Origin of the sequence: Gilliamella sp. Fer1-1 (genome assembly GCF_001690825.1) — a bacterium.
GTDB lineage: Bacteria > Pseudomonadota > Gammaproteobacteria > Enterobacterales > Orbaceae > Gilliamella > Gilliamella apicola_C.
Map to the genome: position 1 here is coordinate 1 of NZ_LZGX01000112.1, position 25,941 is coordinate 25,941.

A 25,941-nucleotide genomic window follows, 5' to 3' on the forward strand; every position below is an offset into this window, starting at 1 on the left:
ATATCATAAGTATGTAAGCCATCAATAGTTAAGTTAATATATATAGTAAAAAATGCTTTGTAAGCTCTTTCAATTTTCACAAATAAATACAATATGTAGGTAGTTTAATTTGAAAAAAGAAGATAATTGAATAAAGTTCATAAAAAAGCACTAAGAAATTTATAAAACCACTTATCATTATAGCGTTTTTCGTTGGAAGTTTGGATATTAAATGCATATGACTTACTAGATATTTAAATCTTGATTCTGTTAACAAAACACCTTACCCGTTAATGATATTTGTTGATTAAAGTGTTTGTTTAACTTTCATATAAAGGCGAAACGTTTAATGATTTAGTCACAAAACTATGAACTGATAGTGCTTTAAGCTTTGATTGAATCGCTAAAGCTTGTTGTTTAGATTCGCATTGTGTAAAAACACATGCTCCAGTGCCAGTTAATCGAGTTGTGCCATATTGTGAAAGATAAGTAATAATATTATCTACCTTTGGATAACGTTTTCGAACGACATTTTCACAATCATTTTTAAATTCGCTAAACGGTAAAGAAAGCAAATCAGTTATATTCTGGATAGGCGTATCACGGGTTAATTCAGGATCATTAAATACCTTAACTGTAGATATTTCAATATTAGGATAAGCAACTAGATACCAATATTCAGGAATATCTATAGGGGAAAATTGATCGCCAATCCCCTCGGCAAACGCAGCATGCCCATAAATAAAAATGGGCACATCAGCGCCAATTGTGCGGCCAATTTCAATTAATTCATCCAGTGATAAATTTAATTGCCATAACTGATTAAGCGCAACTAATACCGTTGCTGCATTAGATGAGGCACCGCCAAGACCACCACCCATTGGAATCTTTTTATCAATGGCAATGTCTACTCCCAGTTTTGTTAGTTTGACATAAGATTTTAATCGTTCTGCGGCAATTATGATTAGATTTTTATCATCTGGAATATTTGCAAATGATGTCAATAGGTTAACTTGATCATCTTGGCGGAGGGTAAATGATAAGTTGTCACAGTAATCAATAAATTGAAATAATGTCTGTAAATTATGGTAATTATCAGCACGACGACCAGTAATATACAAAAATAAATTTAATTTAGCTGGCGATAACCATTTTTTCATAACTATTACCCGTTATCGTAAAATCCAGTTACTAATTTTTAAGCGGATAACTTCATCATCATGTGTAAGCTCAATCGCTGCAGGTAAGTCAATCTTTTTATTTTTATAGGTGTAAGTCGCATAACTTGGAATTTTTAATGCCCATTTGTTATTATTTTGCATAAATACAGTTGAAGTTAATCGCCCAGCATTATCTATTTTGTCTGTATTTACGTTGTCTGAAAATCCTTTTAGCCAATTATGTAAAGAATTCAGCGGAATGTTTACGTTAGATATTTTTTTCATAAGATTTTCAATATTGACATCTTGATAACTTCCACCATTTTGATCAACCAATTGAGCATTGTCAGGCTCCACGCTTAACGTCAAAATGTTGGTACCAACAGGTGTAGTTAATTTGACTTCGTAATTATCTGTTGACTGTTGGGTAATTAAAAATCGACCATAATTTCGAGATTTATCACTTATATGAGCTATACTGCCTTTAACTTGGAATGCATTTATTTGCTTGAGATTTTGTTGATGTGCTTGCCATTGTTGTTCAACTGATGCCGTATTTTGTGATTTAGTTGCTTGGCATGCGGTGATAAGTAAAAGCAACATGATAATAAAAGCATATTTAATTTTAGACATGAAATAACTCTTTAGTTGTTAGTTTCAAAGATTGCAATATTATAACTGATAATTGTCGGAATAAGAAAAAGAACCTTTGTGGTTTTTTATGTATAATACAAATTTTAAAGAAACGCTTAATAAAATAATTATACCTAACAGAACCTATAAAAAGAAGCGATGCAATGTCAATTACAATTTTTGGAGTTAATCATAAAACTGCGCCGGTCTCTTTAAGAGAAAAGCTTGCTTTTCCTACTGAGATTGTCGATAAAGCGCTATACAGCTTATACCAACACCCTTTGGTTGAAGGGTGTGCTATTTTGTCTACCTGTAATCGAACAGAAATTTATCTTAGTTATGAACATCCAACTGATTATCTAAGATTAAAACAATCAGTCGAAAGTTGGTTAGGGCAATTTCATCATATTGATATTAATCTTTATCGAGATTCACTTTATTGGCATGATGGACAAGGTGCTGTTGAACATTTAATGGCAGTGGCAAGTGGTTTAGACTCTATGATCATTGGTGAGCCACAAATTTTAGGGCAAGTTAAACAAGCATATCGTTTCGCTCAACAACAAGCGTGTTTGTCTGTTCAATTAAAAAAGCTTTTTCAAACTACATTTCATGTAGCCAAAATGGTTCGTAGTGAAACCAATATTGGTGCAAATACTGCATCTGTCGCTTATGCTTCTTGTTTAGTTGCTCGCCATCTTTTTGTTGATACCTCAAGTTTAAATATTATGCTTGTTGGGGCAGGGGAAACGATAGAGCTTATCTCTCGTTACTTAAAGCCACATGGATTTAATCAAGTTATTATTGCCAATCGAACTCGCGAAAAAGCATTGAAACTTGCTTCTGATATTGATGCAGAAATCATTTCATTGCCTGATATTGCTAACCGACTTAAGGATGTTGATATTGTGATTAGTTCAACAGCGAGCCCTCTACCTATTATTGGTAAAGGTATGGTTGAACGAACCTTGAAGGCTAGAAATTATCGTCAAATGTTATTTATTGACTTAGCGGTTCCCCGTGATGTTGAGGAAGAGGTTAATCAACTTGATAATGTACACCTCTATACTATTGATGATTTACAAAAAACAGTTGAAAGTAATTTAGAGCAACGAGCCATTGCCGCTAAAGAGGCTCTACACCTTATTCAAGAGCAAGCAGAACATTTTATAAGTTGGCTTAAGGCTAGACATGCGGTTGCTTATGTTAAGCAGTATCGTAGTAATGCTGAAAGTATTAAACGTGAGCTACAAATAAAAGCTTTAAATGCGATCAAACAAGGTGCCAATATTGATGATGTTTTTGCTGAGTTTTCACATCGTTTAACCAATAAATTAATTCATGCACCAACGCAAACATTACTCCATGCTGCGAGACACGATTGCGATGGCTGTTTTAAAGTGCTGAGTAAAGGTTTAGGGTTAAAAGAACATTAGTCAATTTTGGTGTCGCCTAAAGGGGAAATGATAAGTTGGATCAAATAGAATTTTTTGATATTCCAAGTCCTTGTAAGCGTGTTTGTCAAACAGATAAACAAGGTTATTGTATTACCTGTTATCGTTCCAGAGAAGAAAGATTTAAATGGTTAACTTTTAATGATAAGCAAAAACAAGAAATCTTACGCTTATGCAAACAACGGGCGTTAAGACGTCGTTATCTATTATCACAACAGCAACACCGGCAATTAAATCCAGTTACATCACAAATTGAGCTCAATTTCTAAGATAAACGTATCTATTTTTAATACTATCTTGTAATTTTGTTTAACTAGGAGTAGGCTTTTTAACAAGATAAGGCAGGCAATTATTTAATTACCTTTTTAATCTACTTGGAATCTAAAACATGAAAATGTGTATTGCCTGTGGCATGCCAATGACCGCAATTAGTGACTATCCGCTACTTGATATGTCGAAAAGTTATTGTAAGCATTGTGCTCATAAAGACGGCACAATGAAAACATTTGACGAAAAATGGTATGAAGTTGCATTACAATATGCCAATAATCACAATGTAGATAAAGCCGTAGCTAAACAAACAGCTTATATCATTCTTAAAAAATTACCTGCTTGGAAACGTAAGTGGTAGCTTGTTTTTTAGGCAAATGAAATGCCTTACAGCTAATATCTGTTGGCAGATATAGTAAAGCTCAGTATAATGCCAACGTTTACTTGTTTTCACGTTTAGTGCCAGTGTGGCGAAATTGGTAGACGCAGCGGATTCAAAATCCGCCGCCCTTAAAAGCGTGTCGGTTCGAGTCCGACCACTGGCACCAATAAAATCAATATTTCATCTTAACTTTTCTTCTGTTGTAAATTATCAAAAAATAATAAGTGGCGGTAAAATGGCTGTTGATTTAGATAAATAAAAAGCAATTCCGCACATTGAAGCGCATGCAATAAATCTATCAATGTTATTGTAAGGCTCGCATGGCAAAGCATCATATGTCTTAGCTGTTAAATTAACTATGATTGTGCAGCGAATTTTAGCCCCATCTTTTTTTGTAGCCAGCCTATAAGCCGATCTATCGCAATTGTAATAGACAGCGATAGATACGCCATTGAGAGTCATTCTTTCAATGTAATGTGAGAATTTAAAACCTTTCATAATATTAATCTTTTAAGTAATTCTGGAATCAGTCAGTTCAGTTGAGTTATGCCTTAACTCTGGATACATGACACAATGTCGTGCGCCACTGGTTAACTATTATTTTTACTTTTTTAATTTTTCTTTTAAAAGTTTTAGGCCTTCAAATATTGCGGCTTTTTGAGAACCGCAAATGACAGCCAATTCTTTTAATAATGCGCTCTCTTCTTCTGTCAAGTACGCGCTGGGCAAACGCAGTCATCCTGCATTCCGCGGTCGGTACGCCTGTTAGTGTTTTGTTGCTTTTCTCTATTCATTATTCAGCGCATCATCTGCAGAAATGTAGCAATCGTCACCCGTTTTCGATTGATAACGATATACATTAATTTTTTTACTGTTACAAGCCATTAATAAAAGATGTTTGTTATCATAATGTTGATGATACAGTTGCCAAAAAGCCGCTTTTGCTATCTCAAAGTTGGTAGTATTAGTCCTTGTTTCTAAAAGAATTTCACTACCACCTCTTCTTTGCTTTAATACGTAGACTCTGTATGTTTTTAAATCCGTAGATGCTGCCACTCTCTTCCCCCTCAAATCGTTATAAAGTTCTGTTGTTGTGCTATATTTGTGAACAAGCAGAGCTTGCGTATTGATTCCTTGTTGTTTGTATAATTTTTCTGTCAATGGACTTATTTCAAAAAAAGCGGGCGGGTTATATTTTCCCCAGTACTCTAGCAAAAATAACTCGTCTCGTAATTTACAAAAATCTCTATTGACTCGGCAATATGCGACTCGTTTATTTTTCAATTCAATAAAATTGTTGTTCTTCGCCTGACACCTCTATTATATCACGTAGTAACATCAATTATATTTGAATATAAATTATTTTCGAAATGCTGGTGTATTTCGAACTTAAATAGACTGTATAGCTCATTATTTCGCTCCTTTAATGTCTTTTGTTAGATTGCCGTTAAAACCACGGCAGCCCTCAATAGTGAGAGCGACCATATTACTCAAAGGTGTTTCTCTGCTTGTTTTACCTACCTTACTGTTTTTTTTGTGGATCGGAAATTCGTCTCTTTGAATTTTGTTTTTAACTGTCGCTATAGGTATACCTGTCAGTTCAGCAAATTTTTGTGTAGTAACAAAAGGAACTTATGGAGCTATTGCAATTTTTGGAATTATGGTTAATAATCCTATATTTAAATATTATTGATGTTTATTGGTGCTTGCTTTCCATCCGTTTTGTTATGTTTTTTGGATTGTCATAGCACATTGTTGCGTTTTAATAACAATTTGTTAATATTTTGAGGTTATAAATGGAATATGATTCAAATACTCGAAATATTATAGAACGCATCATAATTACTTATGAAAAAACAATAAAAGGAATTGCAGATCTAATGAATGCCTCAGCGAGCGTAATAGGGAACAGAATCCACAGGAGTGCGTTTCCACATGATCTTGTCTTGAGTTGTATTGTGGATACAGGAATAAATCCGCAATGGTTTTGTACGGGCGAGGGCGCTCCAACATTGACGGTATCAAAATAGAAAAAATCAATTGATGTTACAAATGAAGCATTAGAAAAATTAGAACGTATCGCAACATTAAAAAGCCGTGGCGCTATTACCACTGATAAAAAATCTAATGTATTAAAGACTAAATTGATTTGATAGGAAATAAATAATGTCTACAAAAAAATCTAAGATCACAGTAAAAAAGGTTTTTATTTTTAGTTTAATAATTTTTGCCATCTATATCATTACTTTTCCTAAAGACGATTCACCACCTAATTCAATTATGGTTACTTTAGGTGGTGTTTCTCTTTGTTCATTTGTTATTTGTGGTTTAATTTTGTTAGGTCGAGCAATCTTCGGACAAGGCAACAGAAATGGACGAATTGAAAAATGTAGGACTTGTTGTTGTTGTACTAAAAAAGCTTCAGTTCAAACTGCTTCATATAACGATTCAAACTATACCGATAATAATGAATACGAACAGAAAGAACAAGATTTTGAAAAATTTAAAAATAGCTTAACCACAATTTGGAGTTCAGGCTTATTTTCAATTTCATTTGGATATTCCGATGGCAAAAGAGAATTATTATTAGATAAAGTGCAAATAAACTCATATAACGAAGTTTATTTTTCTGGTTACTGTTTTGACAGCAACGATCAACGTACATTTAAAACAGACAGCTTGGAATCTTATATTGAATACGCAGAAAAAGAATACAGCCCACGCCGCTTTTTAACCGAAGCTCTTGGGTTGGATTTGGAGTATGTTAAAGAGTTGAAAGTTTAATTAAAAACTAGCTTTATTCTAATTGCTCGAAAACTTGAAAGAAAAGGGTGCGATTACTGATGATGAGTATCAGCTATTGCAAGGGACAAACTAAATTTAATCATCTAAAAAGGGAAAAAATGATTGATTATAAAACAGCAACAAAACAGCAACTATTAGCAGAATTTGAACGATTAAAAAAGCTATCTAAAGATAGTGGTTTTTTTACTAAAAAGGAGTTTTTGCATTTTCCAGAAATTGCAATGTCTGATGAAACGCCTATCGCAATATCGTCTGGACACATGGATGGCAAAACGTGGTTAATTATATTAACAAATCACCGAGTGATTTTTTTAGATAAAGGTATGTTTTTTGGTTTAAAACAAATAGCGATAAACCTAAGCCACATCTCATCTGTTGGCGGACAAACAAAAATATTATTTGGTCAAATTGTAATAGCGGCAGACGGGCATACGTACACAGTCGAAAATGTAGATAAAGATAATGTAATTCCGTTTACAAACATGGTTAAAGAAGCAATGGAAGCCGTAAAACAAAATGGAACTAACACCCAGCAAATACAACAACAAAACGCAAATAACGACCCGTACGAGAGATTAGAAAAATTAGCAACATTGAAAGAAAAAGGTATCATCACAGAAGAAGAGTTTCAAGCGCAAAAAGCAAAAATCTTGGGGTGATTTAGTACACGGCTAGACACGAGGGTTTAGCTTTATATTAGAATTGCGTGCAACTGCACCCTGCCCACTAATCTCGTAAAGTACACTTAAATGGGGTATGAGCAATTATGGCAGGGTCTTCAAAAACTAGACACGGTTTATAATTTTTATTAGAATTGTTCGCAACATGCGTTGTGTAGGTGCAAACCGGTCGGCGATACGTATAGGGCTTTCTACTTATATCGTAAAAATCAATCAATTACTGCTGTGCTTATTTAATTATAGATAGTGTTACATGATTTTATACTCATCATCCTCATTTTAAATTTGTGACAAATGGTATAAAAAATTTATAGTTAAATGATTTTTATACCATTTACGGTAATATTCTCTTCCTTTTTACATGCTTATAAAAATTAATGCGGTGAAAAAACGAACTATTCTTTATTGTCAGTTTACCACATAGCGTTGGTGGGTTGTTTTGATTCGGGTAGTCTTTTGTCTAGTTCTATTGATCGTATGATTGACAATCCTACCGTTAATGAAATAAAAATAACGATTGATAGAAAAGAGTTAACAATTCTTGCAAAACTAAGTGTTAATTATACATTTGAGTATGGTAAACATACGTTATCTTATGGTGATCAATCATTAAATTTTATTGTAAAACCTTCGATATCTAATACTTCAGGGTTAATTAATCCAACACAAAGCAACTATTATTTATTTACCACTTTCTATACAACGGCTAATGTGAGTGATGAAGCTTACGATAAGTTAATATCTAGTCATTTTAATTCTGTTCCAGTTGTTATTAATGGTGAAAATAAGAGGTTGAACTTCCTGTTAAAATTATTAATGGTGTGTTTATTGTGTAAATACCCCAAACTTATTACACAACTCACGTAGAAAATCATGCTGCTTGTTTTAGTGTTTTATACTCAATCGGTGTCATGTTATTTAATGCCTCATGCGGTCTTTCGGTGTTATAAATCGTTAACCATTCTTCAGTTATTCTCCTTGCTTGCGCTAAGTTGTTAAAAAGATATAAATCGAGTACTTCAGTACGATAGGTACGATTAAATCGTTCAATATAGCCATTTTGATAAGGGCTACCGGGCTGGATATAATCAATGGTTATACCATGTAATTTAGCCCAGTTGGTAAAGGTTTTTCCTGTAAATTCTGGTCCATTATCTACCCGTATTTTTAATGGATACCCATGATATTCGGCCAGTTTATCTAAGTAACGGGTAATCCTTCCTGCGGGTAAGCTTACTGCAATATCAATACCTAACGCCTCACGATTAAAGTCATCGATGACATTGAATGTCCTAAAGCGACGTTGATTACGGCTACTGTCACTCATAAAATCCATGGACCAACATTCACCTTGTTTATTGGGGACTAATAACCTTTCCGGGCATCGTGGAGGAATACGTTTTTTACGCTTTACCCTGAGATTAAGCTTTAATTCACAATACACCCGATATACCCGTTTATGATTCTATTTATAGCCGAGCTTTCTGATACGATTAAAACATTTAGGAAAGCCCCAGCGTAAATGCCGGTCTGTGATAGCATTCAACACCGAAATAATCATCGAATCATCCTGTAACCAAACCCACCGCCTAAATTAGCCGAGATTAAAAAAATACGATACCAAATATCTAGTTAGATACGATTGTTTGTGAGAAAGGTCGAGTATTTTTAGAAAATCAGTTAAATGATTGGAATAAATTTTTTACTTTAATAGGTAAAGATTTAGACTCATTATATAAACAGTTAACATCTAGTAAAACTTTCCAAACAAAACATAATATAATGAAAGAATGTTCAAGATAAAAAGATCCACTTCTAAGTTATCATGGGGCGACAAGAGCGTTTGAACAAGCATTTGATGAAACTAGAAAAATCAATTCTTTTGTTGCTGATTAAGTGTATTAACGATATCGTTATTTAGTTTTATTAATATAAAGTTTAGTTAGGCATAAAAAGCTATGTTTTGAAACATAGCTTTTTTATATATTCAATGTATATTGAAAAAAACGGGCTTAAGCCCGTTTGGAAAATGAATAAGTAGTTGTAAAATATTGCTACGGGATGATACTTATTTTCTGCCCACCTTTGGATACAGCTTGAATATCACGATCATACATTGCTTCACCAAATGCAGGTGGAATACTATAAGTGCCCACATTAGTTGCTTTGATTTGATAAGTGAATTTTTGTATTTTACTATTATAAGTTTCTCCATAAATAATAACACGATCTTCACGTACATCGGTATATTCAGGATACCAAGTACCAGTTTTTGTAGCAATTGGTGAAACCCAGTTATAACCACTGTATTCATGGTTGTCATATTCCTCATATTCTTCATATTCCTCACTGACATCTTCCTGATTAGTTATAGGTTGTTGTACAACTTCAAAGCCGCCAGGTAGCAAATCGACAATTGCTATATTCGTTATTCCATCATCTGATACCGCACGGAGTTGAATCGTCACGTTGATTTTATCGCCCAGCTTAACTTGTTCAACGGGTTTGCCCTCAAGGTCTGTGAATTCACGATAGATTTCAAGACCGCGTTTAATTGGTTCTTTAGGCGGTGTTGTGTCATAACCTTGCTCTGAAAGCATGTACCAAGCAGGTAAATCTGATTTATTTGTTACATTGATTTTAGTATCTTGAGCATCAAATTTACCTTTGGCTAGAATTCCATTTAAATTAGCAATGATTTTTTGTTTTTCTCCATCTTTAGATATTGCACTAATTTGGAGAGTATCATTAGATAAATTAGATTTATCAATACTTGACGAATAACTACTTAAAGCAAGGATAGTCATTGCAGCGGATTGAGTTGTGTATCTTTGTTTGTTAAGCATGATAACCATATTTTCAAGTGCTTGAGCTGGAATCATTTTTGCCTTTTCAGGAAAATGTTTGCTAATTAAATAAATCCTTCCTGCATCAACAACTAGTGGGTCATAATATTTGTTTGTCCACCAAGCATGATCGTATGCTGTTTCTAGTTGTCGCCAAATTGGTTTAAGTAATTTATTGGCTTCTTTATCCATTTTTAGCATTTTATATGATGAGGCTAAATACATTGCTATGATATCTTTTTTCCATTGCATATTTGAATTTCTATTTAGATCTGCAATTATAGATGCTAAATAACTTGTAGTTACTTGATTTTGGCGTGTTAATAGATAGATTGCATGAGATCGAATTTTAAAGCCATAATTGTCATAGTAACTAGAGTTAGCAATTTTCTGTAAATATTTATTTGCATTGTTTAACATTTTTTCTGGAACTTTATATCCCATCTCTTTAGCTTCAAGCATAAAGTTTACTGCATATAATGTAATAAATGGATCAACATTATTCGTTGAGTACCACAAGCCAATTGCTCCCTCACTATTTTGGCGAGATTGAAGTACTTGAAATAATTCTGATAAAGGTGTTAGCCCCTGTTTCGAAATTAAATCAAAATCGCGATATTTGCCAGCTATCAAAATAGGCGTTGCTCTACTGACAATTTGTTCAGAGCAGTAGTGTGGGTAATCTTGTAAATAGGTGCTTAAACCTTTACTTAGTATAAATGGTGAATAAGAGGCAGCAGCTTCACGTTTACTTAAGCTGCCATACATATCTCTAAAGCCGCTAAAGATTTCATTCTTACTTGCCATTCTTCCCATTTTAGTAATTAACCTATACTCAGTTAACGGCCTTATTGAAAGACTAACATCACGAGTAATTGTAATATCATTGTAATTAGCTGAAAAATGAAGATCTGCATTTCCTAAATTATCGGTTGCTTTAAAGTTAAATTTCAAAACACCATCTTTACCATTAGCCAGCTCAATTGTTTTTTGGTTATCTCCATTAATTGATAAATTAGGTGATGTTGAAACCTTAACATTGATTGGAATGACTTTGTCGCCGATTTTTTCTATCAAATTAGTTACATTAAGTGTAACTTCAAATTCATCATTTGGTGCAGCAAAATATGGGGCGTTAGGTTGTAAAACAATATCATTATGTACAGTTGTTGACATTTGGTTATGCCCCATTGTTTTATCGCCAACCGATACAGCCATGATACGAATTTTACCATTAAAATAATCCGGCACTTTATATTCAACCGTTTTATCCCCATCTATGTCAATAATACCTGACCAATAGGCAACAGGCTCATCTATTTTTCGTTTAAACGGATTTAAATGATTTGATAATACATCATCATTATCTCCATCACCTCCAGGAGCGGAAGCCGTTATTAAATGACGAAATTCTGGCAATATAAGATCTAATATTTGCGATGTACTTACCGATAATGCTTTCTTGCGTAAGAAGCTGTTTAATGGATCTTTAAGTTTATAATTTGCAACCTGTAAAATGCCTTCATCTATAGCAAAGATAACCGCTTTTTGAGGCGTATTAGTATGTAAAGTAATTGGCAGTGTTTCTCCTGGTTTTATAAGTGAGGGTGCTTGTAAAACGATTTTATCGTTAAATTGTTCATTTGAAATTTTAAATGGTATAACGCCGTAACTAAGTGGACTCATAAAAATTTCATCTGAATTTGGGTCACGAATAAATTGGACATTAATATACCCGTTACCACCAATATTTTTAGGCAGTTTTATTTTTTGTACCGAGCTTGTTGTGTCAGTATGGAACCACTTCCAAGCGTAAACCTTGTCGCGTTCAACAGTAATAATACCGCTGCCTACATATGGTGCAGTGATTGAAACTTCTATTTCATCTCCTGGCTTATATTCAGCTTCTTTAATCTTTAACGCTAGTTCGGCATTACGATCTAAATTGCGAGTAACATTAGCTGTACCAACAATTGCATATTTTCCTTGGTAAAGTAAATTATCCTCTTTATCTTTGATTTGAATAATATAATTGCCTGGATTTTTGCTATCTAATTGATAACGGGTTTTATCTTGATTGATCTTAAATGATTGTTCTGAGATGACTGATTCTTTACGACGGGACTCATATTTATAAAGACCAGAAGCTTGTTTGACTAAAATCGATAAATAAGTTTCTTCAAGTAAAACCAGTTTTAAGTCTGCTAGTTCTATTTTATCTAAAGCTGGATTAATTGCGATAAAATCAATATGGCGAACAGAATCTTTGTTAATGTATCTTAAATTACCGTCAGCTTTGGCTCCGACCAAATAATCACTCGCAGATATAAAAGTACTTGCTGTAGCAGCAACGCTGCGGCCACTTTCTGGTTCAAAAACATCCGTTAACATTCTTAGTGTATAGTTACCCTCAAAGCTTTCCATATTATCATTGAGGTTAATTTTGACTAGGCCATTTTCGTCTGTTTTTTCTTCATCTAACTCAACTTTAAAACTAGTCCTCTGGCTAGAAATATTTTGATAAAAATAGTAATCTTCATATTTTTTAAAATAAGGAGAAGATGGTTCTAGAATTAATGTATTTGTTACTCGACGATTAGCTGCATCTGTACCAATTAGATTTTTGGCTTTAATTTCAGCTTGGATATTTTCAGGTTTTAACCAACCATCTTTTATTTCTGGTAACAACTTAAGCGATACGGTTGTTTTATCTGGCTCAAACTCACGAATGACAATGGAGCTAGAACCTAATAGTATACGAGAATCTTCATCATCCCCGTCATTGTCATTTTTTAAGTATAAATTAATATACCAATTACCAGTAGGCGATTCATAACTGGTTTTATAGCTAAGTTCATTAAATCCTGATTTGTCCAGTACAATTGGTTTTTTTAGTACTAAATTGGATTTTGGATCGTAAATTTCCGCTTCTACAGAAACTCCCGCCAATGAATTAGTCCATTTTTGTGCTCTTACGATAGTACCGATATGAAATGTGTCACCAGGGCGATAAACTCCTCGATCTGAAAAGATATGAGCTCGTAATTCTCCTCCTTCGATAGTTTCACGAATACCGCCGATATCAAAACGAGATAGATTTAAATTCCTTTCATAACTTTTAATTGGTAAAAATGATAGGTCACGACCTTTTTCAACAACGTATAAAAGTGGTTTGATACCTCGATAATATTCAGACAATGGAGCAAAACGGACATGTCCATCGCTATCAGTCATTTTAGACGTAATTGTGACCCCATTCATTCCAAGTACAGAAACTTTCGCACCATTAATTGGTTTGCCAGAGCTTATTGATTGAATAAAGAGATCATTAGATTGATCGAGCGACTTTTTGGCTATAATACCTAAATCGGTAACAACAATAAAGCGAGAAGCTATAAACTTATATTTAGCGTCTTTTTTGTCTTTTCCATAAAGTCTTAATAAGAAAACACCACGATTTTTATTGCCATTTGTATTGGCTGTTAAGTAACGAGTTAAGTCGACATTTGTGTATTTAATTTCTTCTGGAGCACCTTTAAAATTTTCAGTTACTGTGTATTTTTCCACAAAATGATCATTATTAAGCTCTCCAAAATCCATATCTGTAAATTCATAGTTTGTATTAAATGCCACCAAATGTTGAAGTTGCGATGGTATAACGCGATCTATTTCTAGCTTCATATTTTCTACGTTGCGCGAAACGATAGGTAGTTTCTTCTCACCTGATAGGGATAATAGCGATCCTTTTGCCGCAAAATCAAGATAGGTTGGGTAGTTAGGCACGGTTAATACTTGGTGATACTGTTCTTTTAGAAAGTAACCATCTTGAGACGATAAAGGTTGATTAACTTCAATATATAACTCAGAATTTTGTTCTGTTTTAAATTCAAAACTAATTTGGTTTTGATAAGTAAGTTCAGTATCAATTGGCTTTATTGATAAAGGAATGGCTTTTTTGAGTATTTCTGGCGTTACATTGAATTTTGTTTCATAACGGTAAGAATTGTCGTTGTAATATCGTTCCTTATATGAGCGACCTTGATTTTCAGGTAATTTCCAGACTTTAATAGCTTTCGATACATCCTCTGATTTAACCGCATGGCTTAATGATAAAATTAATACTTGTTGTATTTTTTCATTACTTTTTTCAACTAGGGTAAGCTCTGTTTTGGTAACGCTTAAATGATATTTATCGGGTATATTTATTGTACTTGTTATATCAGAATCTATTGGTCTTCCTTTTAACGTTGAAGTCACACCTTTATTAATTGTTATTTTCAAATAACCGGCTTTATCAAGCAAAGGAATAGGTGCGCTTTTTACATAGGCAATTTTGTCATTATTTCCATAGGTAACGGTAAAATTGATGTTTTTTAAGAAGTTATTATTTTCATAAAGCGATAAAATGATGTTTTTCTCAAAACTTTCTCTATCAACAGAATGGCTAAATTCGATTGTATTAATAACATTTCTAGTATTAAGTTGTGTTGGATCTGAATAAAGTTCACCATGATTTCTGAAATTATAATTAAAACCAGGTGAAAAAAAAGTTTTATGGCTTTCTTTAAGCTTACTATTTTCAGTTAATAATTTTTCCTGATCTAGTTCAATAGTATATTCAGTGTCAAGTGGCCATGTTGTATTTTGGGGCGTAAAAATTAGGGTTGAATCGTTCTGCCATTTCCATCGCCCCTCAATATTTGGTGAAATGGAAATACCTTCAGTTATTTCTGCTTTATTAAGTGATTCTAACGGAACAGGAGAACGAAGTGAGTCAGTAATAAATTTAATCGATAAACTGTCTTGATTTGTAGTCGGAGCACTCAATTTAGGATAATAGGTACTAACAACAATAGAAGCTGGCTCAATTGGTTTAGGACGGTTTAAATACCAATGATAAGTATAATTACCAGAAAAATAAGCAATGAACCCAAAAATAATACTTGCACCAATTAAGGTTTTTATTTTATTTAATGCTGAACCAATTCTATTATAAAATGCTTTTGCATTAGGTAACCAGCTAGGTGTTGACCATTTTATATCGCCAATAATTGGGCTAAATAACCAAAAAATACCTTTTATTAAAACCAATAAAAAAATGATAAAATAGCTAATTATTTCCTCAATTTTTTGCAAAATATAAAAAGGTAGCTGCAAGATTAATTTAAGCAATCCCATTGTTTATTCCCTATTTTTAATATGTAATTTTTGAAATTAATTTATTATGTTTAAACATTTATTTTTCTGAAAGCTTTTATAAATTTTCTGACAGCTTATTTTTTATAATGAGTGATAATTTCCAGAAAATCTTTGTATAGTATAATTATATGGATAAAAAATCTACTTGTAATATACCTAATTGTTTGAGTTGAATATAAATATCCAGCGAACATTAGTTAACTTTTTATTTTTACAAACCATTTAAACTGAAATTTTAAGCTAATTTAAATGAATAAGTGATCAGAGGAATTTTAATAGAACAATAATTGAGTTAGATGATTATAGACATTAGATATGCTCGTAAGTAAGTCATACATTTAAAATATGATAATCTTATCTTAGGTAATAAGATGACATATTGCTATCATCAAGCTGGTCGGTAGCTAACCAACTTTCTTTTAATTTAATAATATGCTTTTAATTGAATAATATGTTAGAGGATTTTACAAAGTGTTTTGCATTGGATAACTGTATATTCTTCATCAAAATGTAATAAGCTAGCCACTCTTATTTTAGGTTGTTTTTACACATTTAACTGTAATGTTATATTACAGCTGTGGCTACCTATATACTGATTTGTCTTATTTTTTAGCGATAAAAACAGCCCGCATTGGCGCAGGGTATCCTTCAATGGTTTTGGTTGGATCATCAGGATCTAAAAAATCAGCAAGCGAATCCGATTCCATCCATTCAGTTTTGCGTTGTTCATCTAAGCTAGGTTGTGAAATGTCGATCACTTTTATATCCGAAAAACCACATTTATTGAGCCAATTAATCATGGTTGGAACCGATGGAATAAAGTAGACATTACGCATTTGTGCATAGCGATCACCTGGCATTAATGCTTGATGTTCATCTCCATCGATGATTAAAGTTTCCAGAATTAACTGACCTCCTTCAACTAGCTGATCTTTTAATTGGAATAAATGATCAAGTGGAGACCTACGATGGTATAACACCCCCATTGAAAATACCGTATCAAAAGCATTAAGTTTAGGGAGTTGCTCAATGCCTAAAGGCAATAAATGCGCTCTTTGATCGTTACCCAAAAGTTTGCGAATAGCTTCAAATTGGCATAGATAAAGTGCCATTGGATCAATTCCAACAGCCAGTTCTGCCCCTGCACCAATCATTCGCCATAAATGATAACCACTATTGCAACCTACATCTAAAACAATTTTTCCTTCTAGGCTATCGATATGATTAATTAGGCGCTCCCATTTCCAATCAGAACGCCATTCAGTATCAATATCGATACCATATAAGTGAAAAGGGCCTTTACGCCATGGCATCATGGTTTTCAGTAGTTGGGTAATTCGTTGTTGCTCGCCTGAAGATATAGGGTATTCACTATTGACAGTTACACTATGTAGTAAATCAATTTGAAAAGGGGTTTTAGATGGTAAGTGTTTAATACTATTTAGCCATTGATTGAAGCGGTTATCGTTATTTTGTCTTTGCCAATTTGCGAGCTGAGCTGGCAACACTTCTAGCCAGTGGCTAAGTTTATTTTTTGCAATAATTTGGTAAAAATCACCAAAATCAATCATTTTTTCATCCTTATCAATTGCGCTGAAATTAATTGGCTATTTTATAGCAATAATAGATCCAAAATTAAAACATTGAAACCATGTATCAATATGTCTAAAACCTGCTTCAGATAGTCGCTGTTTATGCGTTTGGATTGTATCTGTTAGCATGACGTTTTCTAACATATTACGTTTTTGACTGATTTCAAGTTCACTATAGCCATTAGCACGTTTAAAATCATGATGCATATTAAATAACAATTCATCGACTGTTGTATCGCCAAAGCTAAATTTTTCCGAGAGCACTAAAATGCCATTAGGTTTCAGTGCGTTATAGATATTATTCAAAACATGTTGGCGTTTTTTTGGGGTTAAAAACTGTAAAGTGAAATTCAGCACCACCATTGATGCATTTTGCATATTGATGTTGCAAATATCATCGCATATTATATCCACAGGTGTATTGGATTTATAAGACTCAATATGCCTTTTACAGCGTTCAACCATAGGTTGGGAGTTATCGACTGCGATAATCTGGCAATTTTCTTGAGTAATATGACGACGAATAGATAATGTAGCAGCACCTAATGAGCAACCCAAATCATAAATTGTTGAATTGGGTTGTACAAATCGTTCAGCTAACATACCGATCATTGATATGATATTAGAATAACCAGGAACAGAACGTTGCACCATATCAGGAAAAACTTCGGCAACTTTATCATCAAACGTCCAATCGCCTAGTTTATCAATCGGTGTTGAGAACAATTGGTCTTTTTTAATATTCATAAAACTAATTGGTACTATAGAAATTAATTTTGTTATTATAGCATTTTTTTATATTCAACTGCTCGGATAATTATGGGGTTTGTCAATTTTATTACTATTTTTATAGTATTTGTGGTTAGTGTTTTAGCAACCATCTATCTGGGAAAACGATGGCTGTTTTGGTTTGATTTTTATGTCACAGGTTGTTGTCGGTTTATTTATTGGATTGTTGTTTTTATAGCGGGACTATCGCTCATTTTTTTAAAAATAGTGAATGGTATTTCAACTTATTGGTTACCTTTGTTTTGTAATACTATTACTGGCTTAATAATTTGTTGCTTTTTTGTATTGCTTATTTTTGATACTGTACGTTGGCTAAGTAAAAAACAAGTAAAACCTAATCTATGGCTTAAAATTGCATATATCGTTATAGTAGTATTATTATTTTGCTTTGGTCATGAAATGGCAATTAACCCCAAGATTGTTTATTATCAGGTTAAGATAAATAAACCAGCTAATACCGAGCATTTACGTATTGTACAGCTTTCTGATATTCATATTAATGAGTTAACTACACACCAATTTATTCAACAAATGGTTGATGATGTCAATAAGCTTAATGCTGATTTTATTGTTATTACTGGAGATACATTGGATAAACGCTTAAAACCTTTTATCCAAAATGATTTTGATCTGCAATTTCGACAATTAAAAGCTAAATATGGTACTTATGTCATATTCGGTAATCATGAGTATTTAGCGACAAATGAAGTAAATAACCGAGAAGAAGATATTATTAGCGCTTTTAGGCAAGCAGGTATGAAAGTCTTAAAGGATGATATTATTTCTTTTGATGATTTAGGTATCACGATAGTTGGCCGAGATGATTTTTCTTCATTTCTCTATGATGTGAAACGGGCATCATTGTCCGATTTGATTATGTTTACTGATACCAATACACCAATTATTTTACTCGATCATCAACCCAAAGATCTTAATGAACCAGCAGAATTAGGTGTTGATTTGATGATTTCTGGCCATACCCATGCAGGACAAATATTTCCGATCAATCTCGTTGAAAAATTAATGTATAAAAATACTTATGGTTTGTATCAAAATCATCATTTTACTAGTATTGTCAGTAGCGGGTATGGGTTTTGGGGGCCACCAATTCGACTAATGACACGTTCTGAGATTGTAGTAATTGATATAGAATTTGATAAAAGCATACACAAAGAATAAACATATTTTAATAGGAGTTTGATTTTGTCTTATCAACTTATTGTAACTAATAATCAGTTAGCTGATTATTGTTCAAAAATTGAAAATAGCTCAGCAATTGCTTTAGATACTGAATTTGTTCGGACTCGAACTTTTTATCCTCACTTAGGACTATTACAAGTGTTTGATGGTAAATGTGCTGCGTTAATTGATCCTATTAATATTACTGATTGGCAACCTTTTTTAGTGATGTTAAATGATCCTAAAATTGAAAAATATTTTCATTCGTGCAGTGAGGATATTGAAGTTTTTCTTCATCATTTTGGTATTGTGCCAACTCCAATCATCGATAGCCAAATATTAGCTTCTTTTTTAGATAATCCTTTAAGTAGTGGTTATGCTAGCTTGGTAAAAAAATATTTAGAAGTTGAGCTTGATAAAAGTGAAACTCGAACAGATTGGTTAAAACGACCCTTAACTGAAAAGCAGTGTAACTATGCTATTAACGATGTATTATATCTTTTTCCATTAATCAACATTTTAAAGGAAAAATTAACTACTAATCATTATTTACAAGCAGCTTATCAAGAGTGCCAAATGGCAGTAGATCGGAAATGTGAAATAATAGATCCAAACGATGCTTATTTAAACATTAAAAATAGTTGGCAAATGAAAGGTAAAAGTTTAGGGCAATTGTATAAATTAGCGAGTTGGCGATACAAATTGGCCAAAGAGCAAGATATTGCTTTAAATTTTGTGATTCGTGAAGAAGTATTATGGAAAATAGCTCGTTACTTGCCCACTTCATTAGCTGAACTTGACAAGCTAGGTGTAAAGGGGAAGGAAATTCGGCTATATGGGCAAGCAATTTTAGATATTTTAGTTGCCCCTACACCCGAAATTTTAACTATTTGCCGAGTGAATAGTTACCCCGATTATAAAAAAATTACCGAAGAACTAAAACAAGCAGCACAGACTATTTCTTTAAAAACAAAGCTTAATAAGGATTTATTGCTTTCACGGCGCTTAATTAATCAGTATGTAAAATGGAAAGTAGACAAAAAGGGTAATGAGCCTGAATTATTAACAGGCTGGCGTAAATCTTTATTTAAACCATATTGCTCTTAATTATTGGTTGCGTGTAGGTAGGTTTAATTTTGAGATTTAAGTATTTTTTAATCCAATAATAGGTAAAGCGAGTTTACGATAAATAGCCAATAATCGAATAATAAGCGTGGTAATAATACCAATCAATGTTGAATATTCCAATGGGAGTTTTAGTGCATTATAGGCGGTAACATGAGCAGCACCGCCAATTAAGCAAGCCGTAGCATAAATGTCGGTTTTAAATACCATTGGAATATCTCGAGCTAGCACATCTCTAAGAATACCGCCACCAACACCCGTCATTACTCCCATACATACAGCTACTAAGCTGTTTACATTAGAGTCAATGGCTTTATTCACACCGATGCCTACAAATACAGCAAGCCCGATAGCATCTAATACAGAAAATAACCATTTAGGTATTGTGATTGAAGGTGAATAACGTAATAAAAGCATTGTCACTAACGAGGTAACGATAGCAACATACAAATCAGTCGAATCAGAGATCCAAAAGATTGGTCCATGATTTAAAACTATATCGCGAATGGTACCACCACCAATGGCGGTGATGACAGCTAAAACTAAAGCGCCAATGGGATCCATTTCTTTTTTGGCTGCTAATAATACGCCAGAAATAGCAAATACAATAGTTCCTAATATGTCAAACCAGAAAAGATAATTCACGCAAGCTCACTTAGCATTGCTTCAACTATCAACGACGATTGTTTTGCGGCTAATTTTAAAAAGGCTTGAAAATCAACAGCAGATTCACTATCTCCATTATCTGAAATAGCTCGAACAACGACAAATGGTACTTTAAATAGCCAACAAACATGCCCAATGGCAGCAGCTTCCATTTCAACAGCAATGGCATGAGGGAAAGTTTGTTTTATTCTTGCCAAATTGCTTTTACCATTGATAAATGCATCGCCACTACCAATAGAACCTTCAATTGCATTAACGCCGTGTTTTTCGATACAATTTTTAGCTAATGATTGGTATTTAGGCTCTGCGGCAAATGCCACAGGGCAACCAGACATTTGCCCTGGTTTGTAGCCAAAAGCGGTTAAATCAACATCATGGTAAAAAACATCTTTTGAAACAATAATATCACCAATATTGAGGCTAGAAGATAGCCCGCCAGCCGACCCTGTATTGATAACGGCATCAACTTTATAATTGTTTAATAATAATGTTGTTCCTGATGCTGCAGCGACTTTACCAATACCTGATTGCAGTAACACAATGTCACAGCCCGCAATTTGCCCACAGTGAAAATCACAACCTAAATAGTGTTCAACATGATAATTGGTGATTTTACTTTTTAAAATGGCGACTTCTTCTTCCATGGCTGCAATAATGGCGATTTTCATACGATCCTCTGGGCTTTGTTTGGGTAACTTTAATTTAGATATGCTATCATAATTTGAGAAGATAAATTTGACAATATATGAATCAATCGGAGCTGAAATTGCGAACAATTTTTATCACAGGGTGCTCAAGTGGAATAGGGCTTATTTCGGCAATTGCATTAAAAAAACGCGGTTATCGTGTTATAGCGTCGTGTCGAAAATTATCAGATCAGCAAAAACTTATCGAGCAAGGGTTTGAAACAGTGTTGCTTGATCTTGATAATCCAGAATCAGTTAAACAAGCTGCCCAAACGGTTATAGCCTTAACAGAAGGTAAATTATATGCGTTATTTAATAATGCCGGTTTTGGTGTTTATGGACGATTAAACACGATCAGCCGTGAACAGTTGGAATCTCAATTCTCTACGAATTTTTTTGGTGTACATCAGTTGACGCAATTATTACTTCCTGCCATGCTGGCACAAAATAAAGGGCGTATTATTCAAACAAGTTCTATTGTTGGAATAGTTGCAACGCCTGGGCGAGGGGCTTATTCAGCGAGTAAATATGCATTAGAAGCGTGGTCTGATGTATTAAGATTGGAATTGGCTAAGACCAATATCAAGGTTTGTTTAATTGAGCCAGGACCATTAAAAACTTACTTTTCGAATAATGTTAATCAGGTTGAAAAAGAAAAAATTGTAAAAAATCCGCCTATAGCTAAACGGTTCACTTTACCGCCTGAAGCCATTTTACCTTATTTATATCATGCGTTAGAGCACACTAAGCCAAAAATCCGTTACAGGGTAACAAAAATAACTAAGATAGCAGCTATTGCTAAACGTTTGCTTCCTGATAGATTAATGGATAAAATTCTAAACAATAAGTAATAACTCATCATATCCCTAGGACATAATATGCAAAATCAATTTATTTTTGATGTTAATGAGCAAAATATTCAAGAGGTGATTGAACGATCATCTCAATCTCCCGTGTTGTTTTATTTTTGGTCAGCAAGAAGTCCAAATTATGAGGCGATGACTCAAATATTAACTAAATTAGCTAATCAACATCATGGGCAATTTATTTTAGCGAGTGTTAACTGTGATGAGCAACAAATGCTCGCAGCTCAATTTGGATTACGAGCGATCCCAACCGTTTACTTATTTCAAAATGGGCAACCTGTTGATGGATTTCAGGGGCCACAACCTGAGGAAGCAATTAATGATTTTCTAAAAAAAGTGCTGCCGAATGAGGATGAACTTAAGTTAGTTGAAGCACAAAATTTATTTAATGAAAAAAAATATCAAGAAGCTTTGCCTTTATTAAAAGAGACGTGGAAATCGTTAACTGACCATCTAGGTAAGCCAAGAACTGATATTGCACTATTGTTGATAAAAGCGTATATACAATTAAAACAATTAAGCGAAGCAAAAGAAGTGCTTGCAACCATCCCTTTGCAAGATCAAGGTGCTGATTATCATAGTTTGCAAGCAGAGATCGAACTGCTTGAACAAGCGGCTAATTCACCAGAGCTTCAGCAGTTACAAAATCAACTAGCCAAGCAACCAGGCAATATTGAACTTATGATTCAATTAGCGTCACAATTAATGTCGGTAGGCCGCCATGAGGAAGCACTTGAATTGCTTTTTAACCCATTAACTAAAGATCTTAATGCTGGTGACGGACAGTTAAAAAAAGCGTTACTTGATTTACTTGCAGCACTAGGTACAAGTAATCCACTAGCAAGCGGTTATCGACGCAAGTTATACACATTATTGTATTAAAAACTAAGCGCTATGAAATTTAAATTAGAACGAATTTTTAAGAGATTGCTGATAATGTTGTTAAGTACAAATCAGGGGACTGCAATTTCCTGTGCTGCTTATATTAAATCTCTGAAAAAAGATATACATAGAAGTAAAATAGATGAGTTAAATAAAAAGTTAGCGCAAAAAAACGCTAATATAAATATTATAGATAGAGATTTATAAAATGGGGAGATTCAACAATAACATATTGTTGAATCTTTTTTTACTTAGTGTTCAATAATACGAGGAAAATCTTCGTTGCTACGTAGCGTCAACACTTCAACACCGTTGTCTGTCACTAAAATGGTATGTTCATATTGCGCAGAAAGACCATGATCTTTCGTTTTGACAGTCCAACCATCTTTCATGGTTCGAGTGCGCCAGTCACCAGTATTTACCATAGGTTCAATCGTAAAGGTCATACCTGGTTTTAAAATGACACCGCCATCATCTGCATCATAATGTAAAACTTGTGGTTCGTCATGATAGACTTCACCAATACCATGGCCACAATATTCACGTACCGATGAGAAACCGAACTTATCTACATACTTTTGTATCGTTTTACCAATTTCTTTTAAACGAATACCTGGTTTTATGATTTTAATTGCTTCGTAGAGACTTTCTTGGGTAACTTGGCATAGCTTTTCACCTGCAATTGTTGGCTTTCCTGCAATATACATTCTAGAGGTATCGCCATGAAAACCATCTTTGATAACAGTCACATCGATATTTAAAATATCACCATCTTTCAGCTTTTTATCAAAACTCGGGATGCCATGGCAAACAACATCATTAATTGAAATACAGCTCGTATGTTGATAACCATGGTAACCAATATTAGCAGGTATGGCTTTTTGTACGTTGATAATATAATCGTAACAAATTTTATCTAATTCACCTGTACTAATGCCTGGTTTTACATAGGCTTCAATCATTTCTAAAACTTCAGCCGCCAGCTTACCAGCTATGCGCATTTTTTCGATTTCTGCGGGGGTTTTTAACTTAATAGACATTAAATTCTTCCTGTAATAGTAATGACAATATCCTATCATACACCGCTATTTCGTCAAATCATACTAGCGGATTAAATGGGTATTTTACTTAATATTTTTGTAAAAAAGTTTCAGGAAGCTATATGTTTTAGTATAAAATAAAAAACAATACTTATCTATTAGAGTGAATTCAATCCATAATAATTCATTATAAAAAAGGTTTTTATATTAATGCAATGTCGTTTTTATCAGCAAAAAAAATGTTTTTCTTGCCAGTGGTTAGACCGCCCATATCACATACAATTAGCCGAAAAACAAAATAAGCTGTTACAACAATTAAATCAGTTTAAACCAACCGACGTCAAAGAACCATTTGCTAGCCATGAAACTGCTTTTCGTAATAAAGCAAAAATGGCGGTGCTAGGTACTGTTGAAAAACCTATTTTGGGTATACAAACGGAAAATGAGATGGTCGATTTATGTGATTGTCCTCTTTACTCAAATAGTATGCAAAATATTTTAAAACTGGTTCGAACTTTCATCCGTAAACAAGAGCTTGTGCCTTATAACATCAATAAGCGGAAAGGGGAGTTAAAATTTGTTATCATTACCGAAAGTAAAATAGATGATAAAATCTGTTTTATGATCCGATTTATTTTAAAATCGCACAAGTTTGTTGATAGAATAAATAATTCTTTCAAACAATTACAAGAAAAAATTCAAAACTTATTGGTGGTATCAATAAATATACAACCTAATCATGCGGCAATATTAGAAGGCGACGAAGAGTTAGTTTTAACAAAGAGCCCATTCCTACCCATGACCTTAAATGGTGTTCCTCTTTTTATTAAACCTAAAAGCTTTTTTCAAACTAATACTGATGTTGCTAGCAATCTTTATAAAACAGCAAGTGACTGGATTGCAAATTTACCTATCTATTCTATTTGGGATCTGTTTTGTGGCGTAGGTGGTTTTGGATTAAGTTGTGTCAGCCAAGGAATAAAGAAAAATATTCAATTAACAGGGATTGAAATTAGCCCAGATGCAATTGAGTGCGCAACAAAATCTGCTAATAATCTGGGATTTAAACAGTTAATTTTTAAATCGCTTGATGCTACCCAGTATGCTATTGCTGAACAAAAGATTCCTGATTTAGTATTGCTAAATCCGCCAAGGCGGGGAGCTGGCAAAATGCTTTCACAGTATTTAGAACAAATGTCGCCTAATTATATTATGTATTCAAGTTGTAACTTATCTTCACTTGTTGAAGATTTAAAATGGTTAAATAATTATCAAATTACTAAATCGCAATTATTTGATATGTTCCCACATACTGCTCATATGGAAGTTTTAATTTTGTTGAAAAAAAAGAGTGCACATGAAAATAAAAAGCTTTAATTTTTCCATAAGTTCAGCGCTAGAGTTGTTGAATAAATGCTAGGTGTAACTATTAGCATTATCTAAATTTTGGTTTTAAAAAGCATAGCCAACAAGTTTTTTAAATCGCCAGTTTTATGTAGTAAAGCGACAACCTAATCGTAAATTTAAATATAAAACAGCGATAATCCCAGTTCATGAAATTGTCTCTAATTTATTGAACCACCTATGGAGCACTGATTGCTTTAACAAGATGTTGGGGTAGGTGGTATCGTATTTGCACGGCAAATGATTGAGAAGCAAACGAGCAAGTCTATTACTATCAATTAATCATTGTGGAATGATTCAAATC

At 33.5% G+C, this 25,941-nt stretch carries 22 protein-coding genes, 1 tRNA gene and 1 pseudogene; 13 read left to right on the forward strand and 11 right to left on the reverse strand.

What is annotated here, in order from left to right; translation table 11 throughout:
- Positions 1-299: 299 nt before the first annotated feature.
- Entirely contained in the window at positions 300-1,139 is an 840-nt protein-coding gene (gene ispE, locus A9G28_RS12285; RefSeq protein WP_065567534.1) for a 4-(cytidine 5'-diphospho)-2-C-methyl-D-erythritol kinase, read from the reverse strand.
- Positions 1,140-1,151: 12 nt separating this feature from the next.
- Positions 1,152-1,772 carry a lipoprotein insertase outer membrane protein LolB gene (lolB, locus tag A9G28_RS12290; RefSeq protein ID WP_065580862.1) on the reverse strand — a complete coding sequence of 207 codons (621 nt, stop codon included), beginning with the start codon at positions 1,770-1,772 and terminating at the stop codon, positions 1,152-1,154.
- 164 nt (positions 1,773-1,936) lie between these two features.
- Here lolB and hemA point away from each other — a divergent pair, with 164 nt between their 5' ends.
- The 4 genes from hemA (at position 1,937) to A9G28_RS12310 (ending at position 4,044) form a co-directional block, all read left to right on the forward strand.
- Positions 1,937-3,208 carry a glutamyl-tRNA reductase gene (gene hemA / locus A9G28_RS12295; RefSeq protein ID WP_065580863.1) on the forward strand — a complete coding sequence of 424 codons (1,272 nt, stop codon included), beginning with the start codon at positions 1,937-1,939 and terminating at the stop codon, positions 3,206-3,208.
- Positions 3,209-3,243: 35 nt separating this feature from the next.
- Complete coding sequence (locus A9G28_RS12300) at positions 3,244-3,495, forward strand: DUF1289 domain-containing protein (protein ID WP_065580864.1); 252 nt, start codon at positions 3,244-3,246, stop codon at positions 3,493-3,495.
- A gap of 119 nt (positions 3,496-3,614) precedes the next feature.
- Entirely contained in the window at positions 3,615-3,857 is a 243-nt protein-coding gene (locus A9G28_RS12305) for a zinc ribbon domain-containing protein (protein ID WP_065567530.1), read from the forward strand.
- Positions 3,858-3,957: 100 nt separating this feature from the next.
- Positions 3,958-4,044: transfer RNA gene (locus A9G28_RS12310), tRNA-Leu, on the forward strand.
- Positions 4,045-4,088: 44 nt separating this feature from the next.
- Here the strand turns inward: A9G28_RS12310 and A9G28_RS12315 are convergent.
- Together A9G28_RS12315 and A9G28_RS12320 are read right to left on the reverse strand one after the other, a co-directional pair.
- Positions 4,089-4,376, reverse strand: a complete 288-nt coding sequence (locus tag A9G28_RS12315) for a hypothetical protein (protein WP_065580865.1) — start codon at positions 4,374-4,376, stop codon at positions 4,089-4,091.
- Positions 4,377-4,664: 288 nt separating this feature from the next.
- Complete coding sequence (locus A9G28_RS12320) at positions 4,665-5,039, reverse strand: hypothetical protein (RefSeq protein ID WP_141674754.1); 375 nt, start codon at positions 5,037-5,039, stop codon at positions 4,665-4,667.
- A 635-nt stretch (positions 5,040-5,674) separates the two neighbouring features.
- Between A9G28_RS12320 and A9G28_RS14280 the strand changes: the two genes are divergently transcribed.
- The 4 genes from A9G28_RS14280 (at position 5,675) to A9G28_RS12340 (ending at position 8,230) form a co-directional block, all read left to right on the forward strand.
- Positions 5,675-5,908: a helix-turn-helix domain-containing protein gene (locus A9G28_RS14280; protein ID WP_065580867.1), complete on the forward strand. Its 234-nt coding sequence runs from the start codon at positions 5,675-5,677 to the stop codon at positions 5,906-5,908.
- Positions 5,909-6,044: 136 nt separating this feature from the next.
- Positions 6,045-6,662 (forward strand): hypothetical protein, encoded by a 618-nt coding sequence (locus tag A9G28_RS12330; protein WP_065580868.1) that lies wholly within the window; start codon positions 6,045-6,047, stop codon positions 6,660-6,662.
- Positions 6,663-6,781: 119 nt separating this feature from the next.
- Complete coding sequence (locus A9G28_RS12335) at positions 6,782-7,342, forward strand: PH domain-containing protein (RefSeq protein ID WP_065580869.1); 561 nt, start codon at positions 6,782-6,784, stop codon at positions 7,340-7,342.
- 477 nt (positions 7,343-7,819) lie between these two features.
- Complete coding sequence (locus A9G28_RS12340) at positions 7,820-8,230, forward strand: hypothetical protein (protein ID WP_141674755.1); 411 nt, start codon at positions 7,820-7,822, stop codon at positions 8,228-8,230.
- Between the two features lie 4 nt (positions 8,231-8,234).
- Here A9G28_RS12340 and A9G28_RS12345 read toward each other — a convergent pair.
- From A9G28_RS12345 to cmoA, 4 genes and pseudogenes are all read right to left on the reverse strand, one after another.
- Positions 8,235-8,816 (reverse strand): annotated as a pseudogene (locus tag A9G28_RS12345) (IS3 family transposase); the annotation flags it as partial.
- A 601-nt stretch (positions 8,817-9,417) separates the two neighbouring features.
- A complete protein-coding gene (locus A9G28_RS12350; protein WP_065580871.1) occupies positions 9,418-15,387 on the reverse strand; it encodes an alpha-2-macroglobulin family protein in 5,970 nt (1,989 codons plus the stop codon).
- A gap of 623 nt (positions 15,388-16,010) precedes the next feature.
- Positions 16,011-16,979: a tRNA 5-methoxyuridine(34)/uridine 5-oxyacetic acid(34) synthase CmoB gene (gene cmoB / locus A9G28_RS12355; RefSeq protein ID WP_065580872.1), complete on the reverse strand. Its 969-nt coding sequence runs from the start codon at positions 16,977-16,979 to the stop codon at positions 16,011-16,013.
- Positions 16,980-17,015: 36 nt separating this feature from the next.
- A complete protein-coding gene (gene cmoA, locus A9G28_RS12360; protein ID WP_065580873.1) occupies positions 17,016-17,747 on the reverse strand; it encodes a carboxy-S-adenosyl-L-methionine synthase CmoA in 732 nt (243 codons plus the stop codon).
- A gap of 72 nt (positions 17,748-17,819) precedes the next feature.
- On the opposite strand from cmoA, the gene A9G28_RS12365 reads away from it, so the two are divergent.
- A complete protein-coding gene (locus tag A9G28_RS12365; RefSeq protein ID WP_065580874.1) occupies positions 17,820-18,968 on the forward strand; it encodes a metallophosphoesterase in 1,149 nt (382 codons plus the stop codon).
- Between the two features lie 24 nt (positions 18,969-18,992).
- Entirely contained in the window at positions 18,993-20,075 is a 1,083-nt protein-coding gene (gene rnd, locus A9G28_RS12370; RefSeq protein ID WP_065580875.1) for a ribonuclease D, read from the forward strand.
- 36 nt (positions 20,076-20,111) lie between these two features.
- Here the strand turns inward: rnd and A9G28_RS12375 are convergent, their stop codons facing one another.
- Both A9G28_RS12375 and mtnN read right to left on the reverse strand, forming a co-directional pair.
- Positions 20,112-20,738 carry a TRIC cation channel family protein gene (locus tag A9G28_RS12375; RefSeq protein ID WP_065580876.1) on the reverse strand — a complete coding sequence of 209 codons (627 nt, stop codon included), beginning with the start codon at positions 20,736-20,738 and terminating at the stop codon, positions 20,112-20,114.
- A complete protein-coding gene (gene mtnN / locus A9G28_RS12380) occupies positions 20,735-21,427 on the reverse strand; it encodes a 5'-methylthioadenosine/S-adenosylhomocysteine nucleosidase (protein ID WP_065566977.1) in 693 nt (230 codons plus the stop codon). Before mtnN ends, A9G28_RS12375 begins: the two co-directional genes overlap by 4 nt.
- 77 nt (positions 21,428-21,504) lie before the next feature.
- On the opposite strand from mtnN, the gene A9G28_RS12385 reads away from it, so the two are divergent.
- Positions 21,505-22,296 carry an SDR family oxidoreductase gene (locus A9G28_RS12385; RefSeq protein WP_065580877.1) on the forward strand — a complete coding sequence of 264 codons (792 nt, stop codon included), beginning with the start codon at positions 21,505-21,507 and terminating at the stop codon, positions 22,294-22,296.
- A gap of 27 nt (positions 22,297-22,323) precedes the next feature.
- The gene (locus A9G28_RS12390) at positions 22,324-23,193 is read left to right on the forward strand and encodes a co-chaperone YbbN (protein ID WP_065566975.1); all 870 of its coding nucleotides are present in this window, start codon (positions 22,324-22,326) and stop codon (positions 23,191-23,193) included.
- 251 nt (positions 23,194-23,444) lie between these two features.
- On the opposite strand, the gene map is transcribed toward A9G28_RS12390, so the two are convergent.
- Entirely contained in the window at positions 23,445-24,233 is a 789-nt protein-coding gene (gene map / locus A9G28_RS12395) for a type I methionyl aminopeptidase (RefSeq protein ID WP_065580878.1), read from the reverse strand.
- Positions 24,234-24,443: 210 nt separating this feature from the next.
- Here map and rlmC point away from each other — a divergent pair, with 210 nt between their 5' ends.
- Entirely contained in the window at positions 24,444-25,610 is a 1,167-nt protein-coding gene (rlmC, locus tag A9G28_RS12400) for a 23S rRNA (uracil(747)-C(5))-methyltransferase RlmC (RefSeq protein WP_065580879.1), read from the forward strand.
- The last annotated feature ends 331 nt before the right edge of the window (positions 25,611-25,941 follow it).

Excerpts from the sequence above, each read along its gene's own strand:
- ispE (WP_065567534.1), bottom strand. The coding sequence starts at position 1,139 with ATGAAAAAATGGTTATCGCCAGCTAAATTAAATTTATTTTTGTATATT.
- lolB (WP_065580862.1), bottom strand. The coding sequence starts at position 1,772 with ATGTCTAAAATTAAATATGCTTTTATTATCATGTTGCTTTTACTTATC.
- hemA (WP_065580863.1), top strand. The coding sequence starts at position 1,937 with ATGTCAATTACAATTTTTGGAGTTAATCATAAAACTGCGCCGGTCTCT.
- A9G28_RS12305 (WP_065567530.1), top strand. The coding sequence starts at position 3,615 with ATGAAAATGTGTATTGCCTGTGGCATGCCAATGACCGCAATTAGTGAC.
- A9G28_RS12315 (WP_065580865.1), bottom strand. The coding sequence starts at position 4,376 with ATGAAAGGTTTTAAATTCTCACATTACATTGAAAGAATGACTCTCAAT.
- A9G28_RS14280 (WP_065580867.1), top strand. The coding sequence starts at position 5,675 with ATGGAATATGATTCAAATACTCGAAATATTATAGAACGCATCATAATT.
- A9G28_RS12330 (WP_065580868.1), top strand. The coding sequence starts at position 6,045 with ATGTCTACAAAAAAATCTAAGATCACAGTAAAAAAGGTTTTTATTTTT.
- A9G28_RS12335 (WP_065580869.1), top strand. The coding sequence starts at position 6,782 with ATGATTGATTATAAAACAGCAACAAAACAGCAACTATTAGCAGAATTT.
- A9G28_RS12350 (WP_065580871.1), bottom strand. The coding sequence starts at position 15,387 with ATGGGATTGCTTAAATTAATCTTGCAGCTACCTTTTTATATTTTGCAA.
- cmoB (WP_065580872.1), bottom strand. The coding sequence starts at position 16,979 with ATGATTGATTTTGGTGATTTTTACCAAATTATTGCAAAAAATAAACTT.
- cmoA (WP_065580873.1), bottom strand. The coding sequence starts at position 17,747 with ATGAATATTAAAAAAGACCAATTGTTCTCAACACCGATTGATAAACTA.
- A9G28_RS12365 (WP_065580874.1), top strand. The coding sequence starts at position 17,820 with ATGGGGTTTGTCAATTTTATTACTATTTTTATAGTATTTGTGGTTAGT.
- mtnN (WP_065566977.1), bottom strand. The coding sequence starts at position 21,427 with ATGAAAATCGCCATTATTGCAGCCATGGAAGAAGAAGTCGCCATTTTA.
- A9G28_RS12385 (WP_065580877.1), top strand. The coding sequence starts at position 21,505 with ATGAATCAATCGGAGCTGAAATTGCGAACAATTTTTATCACAGGGTGC.
- A9G28_RS12390 (WP_065566975.1), top strand. The coding sequence starts at position 22,324 with ATGCAAAATCAATTTATTTTTGATGTTAATGAGCAAAATATTCAAGAG.
- map (WP_065580878.1), bottom strand. The coding sequence starts at position 24,233 with ATGTCTATTAAGTTAAAAACCCCCGCAGAAATCGAAAAAATGCGCATA.
- rlmC (WP_065580879.1), top strand. The coding sequence starts at position 24,444 with ATGCAATGTCGTTTTTATCAGCAAAAAAAATGTTTTTCTTGCCAGTGG.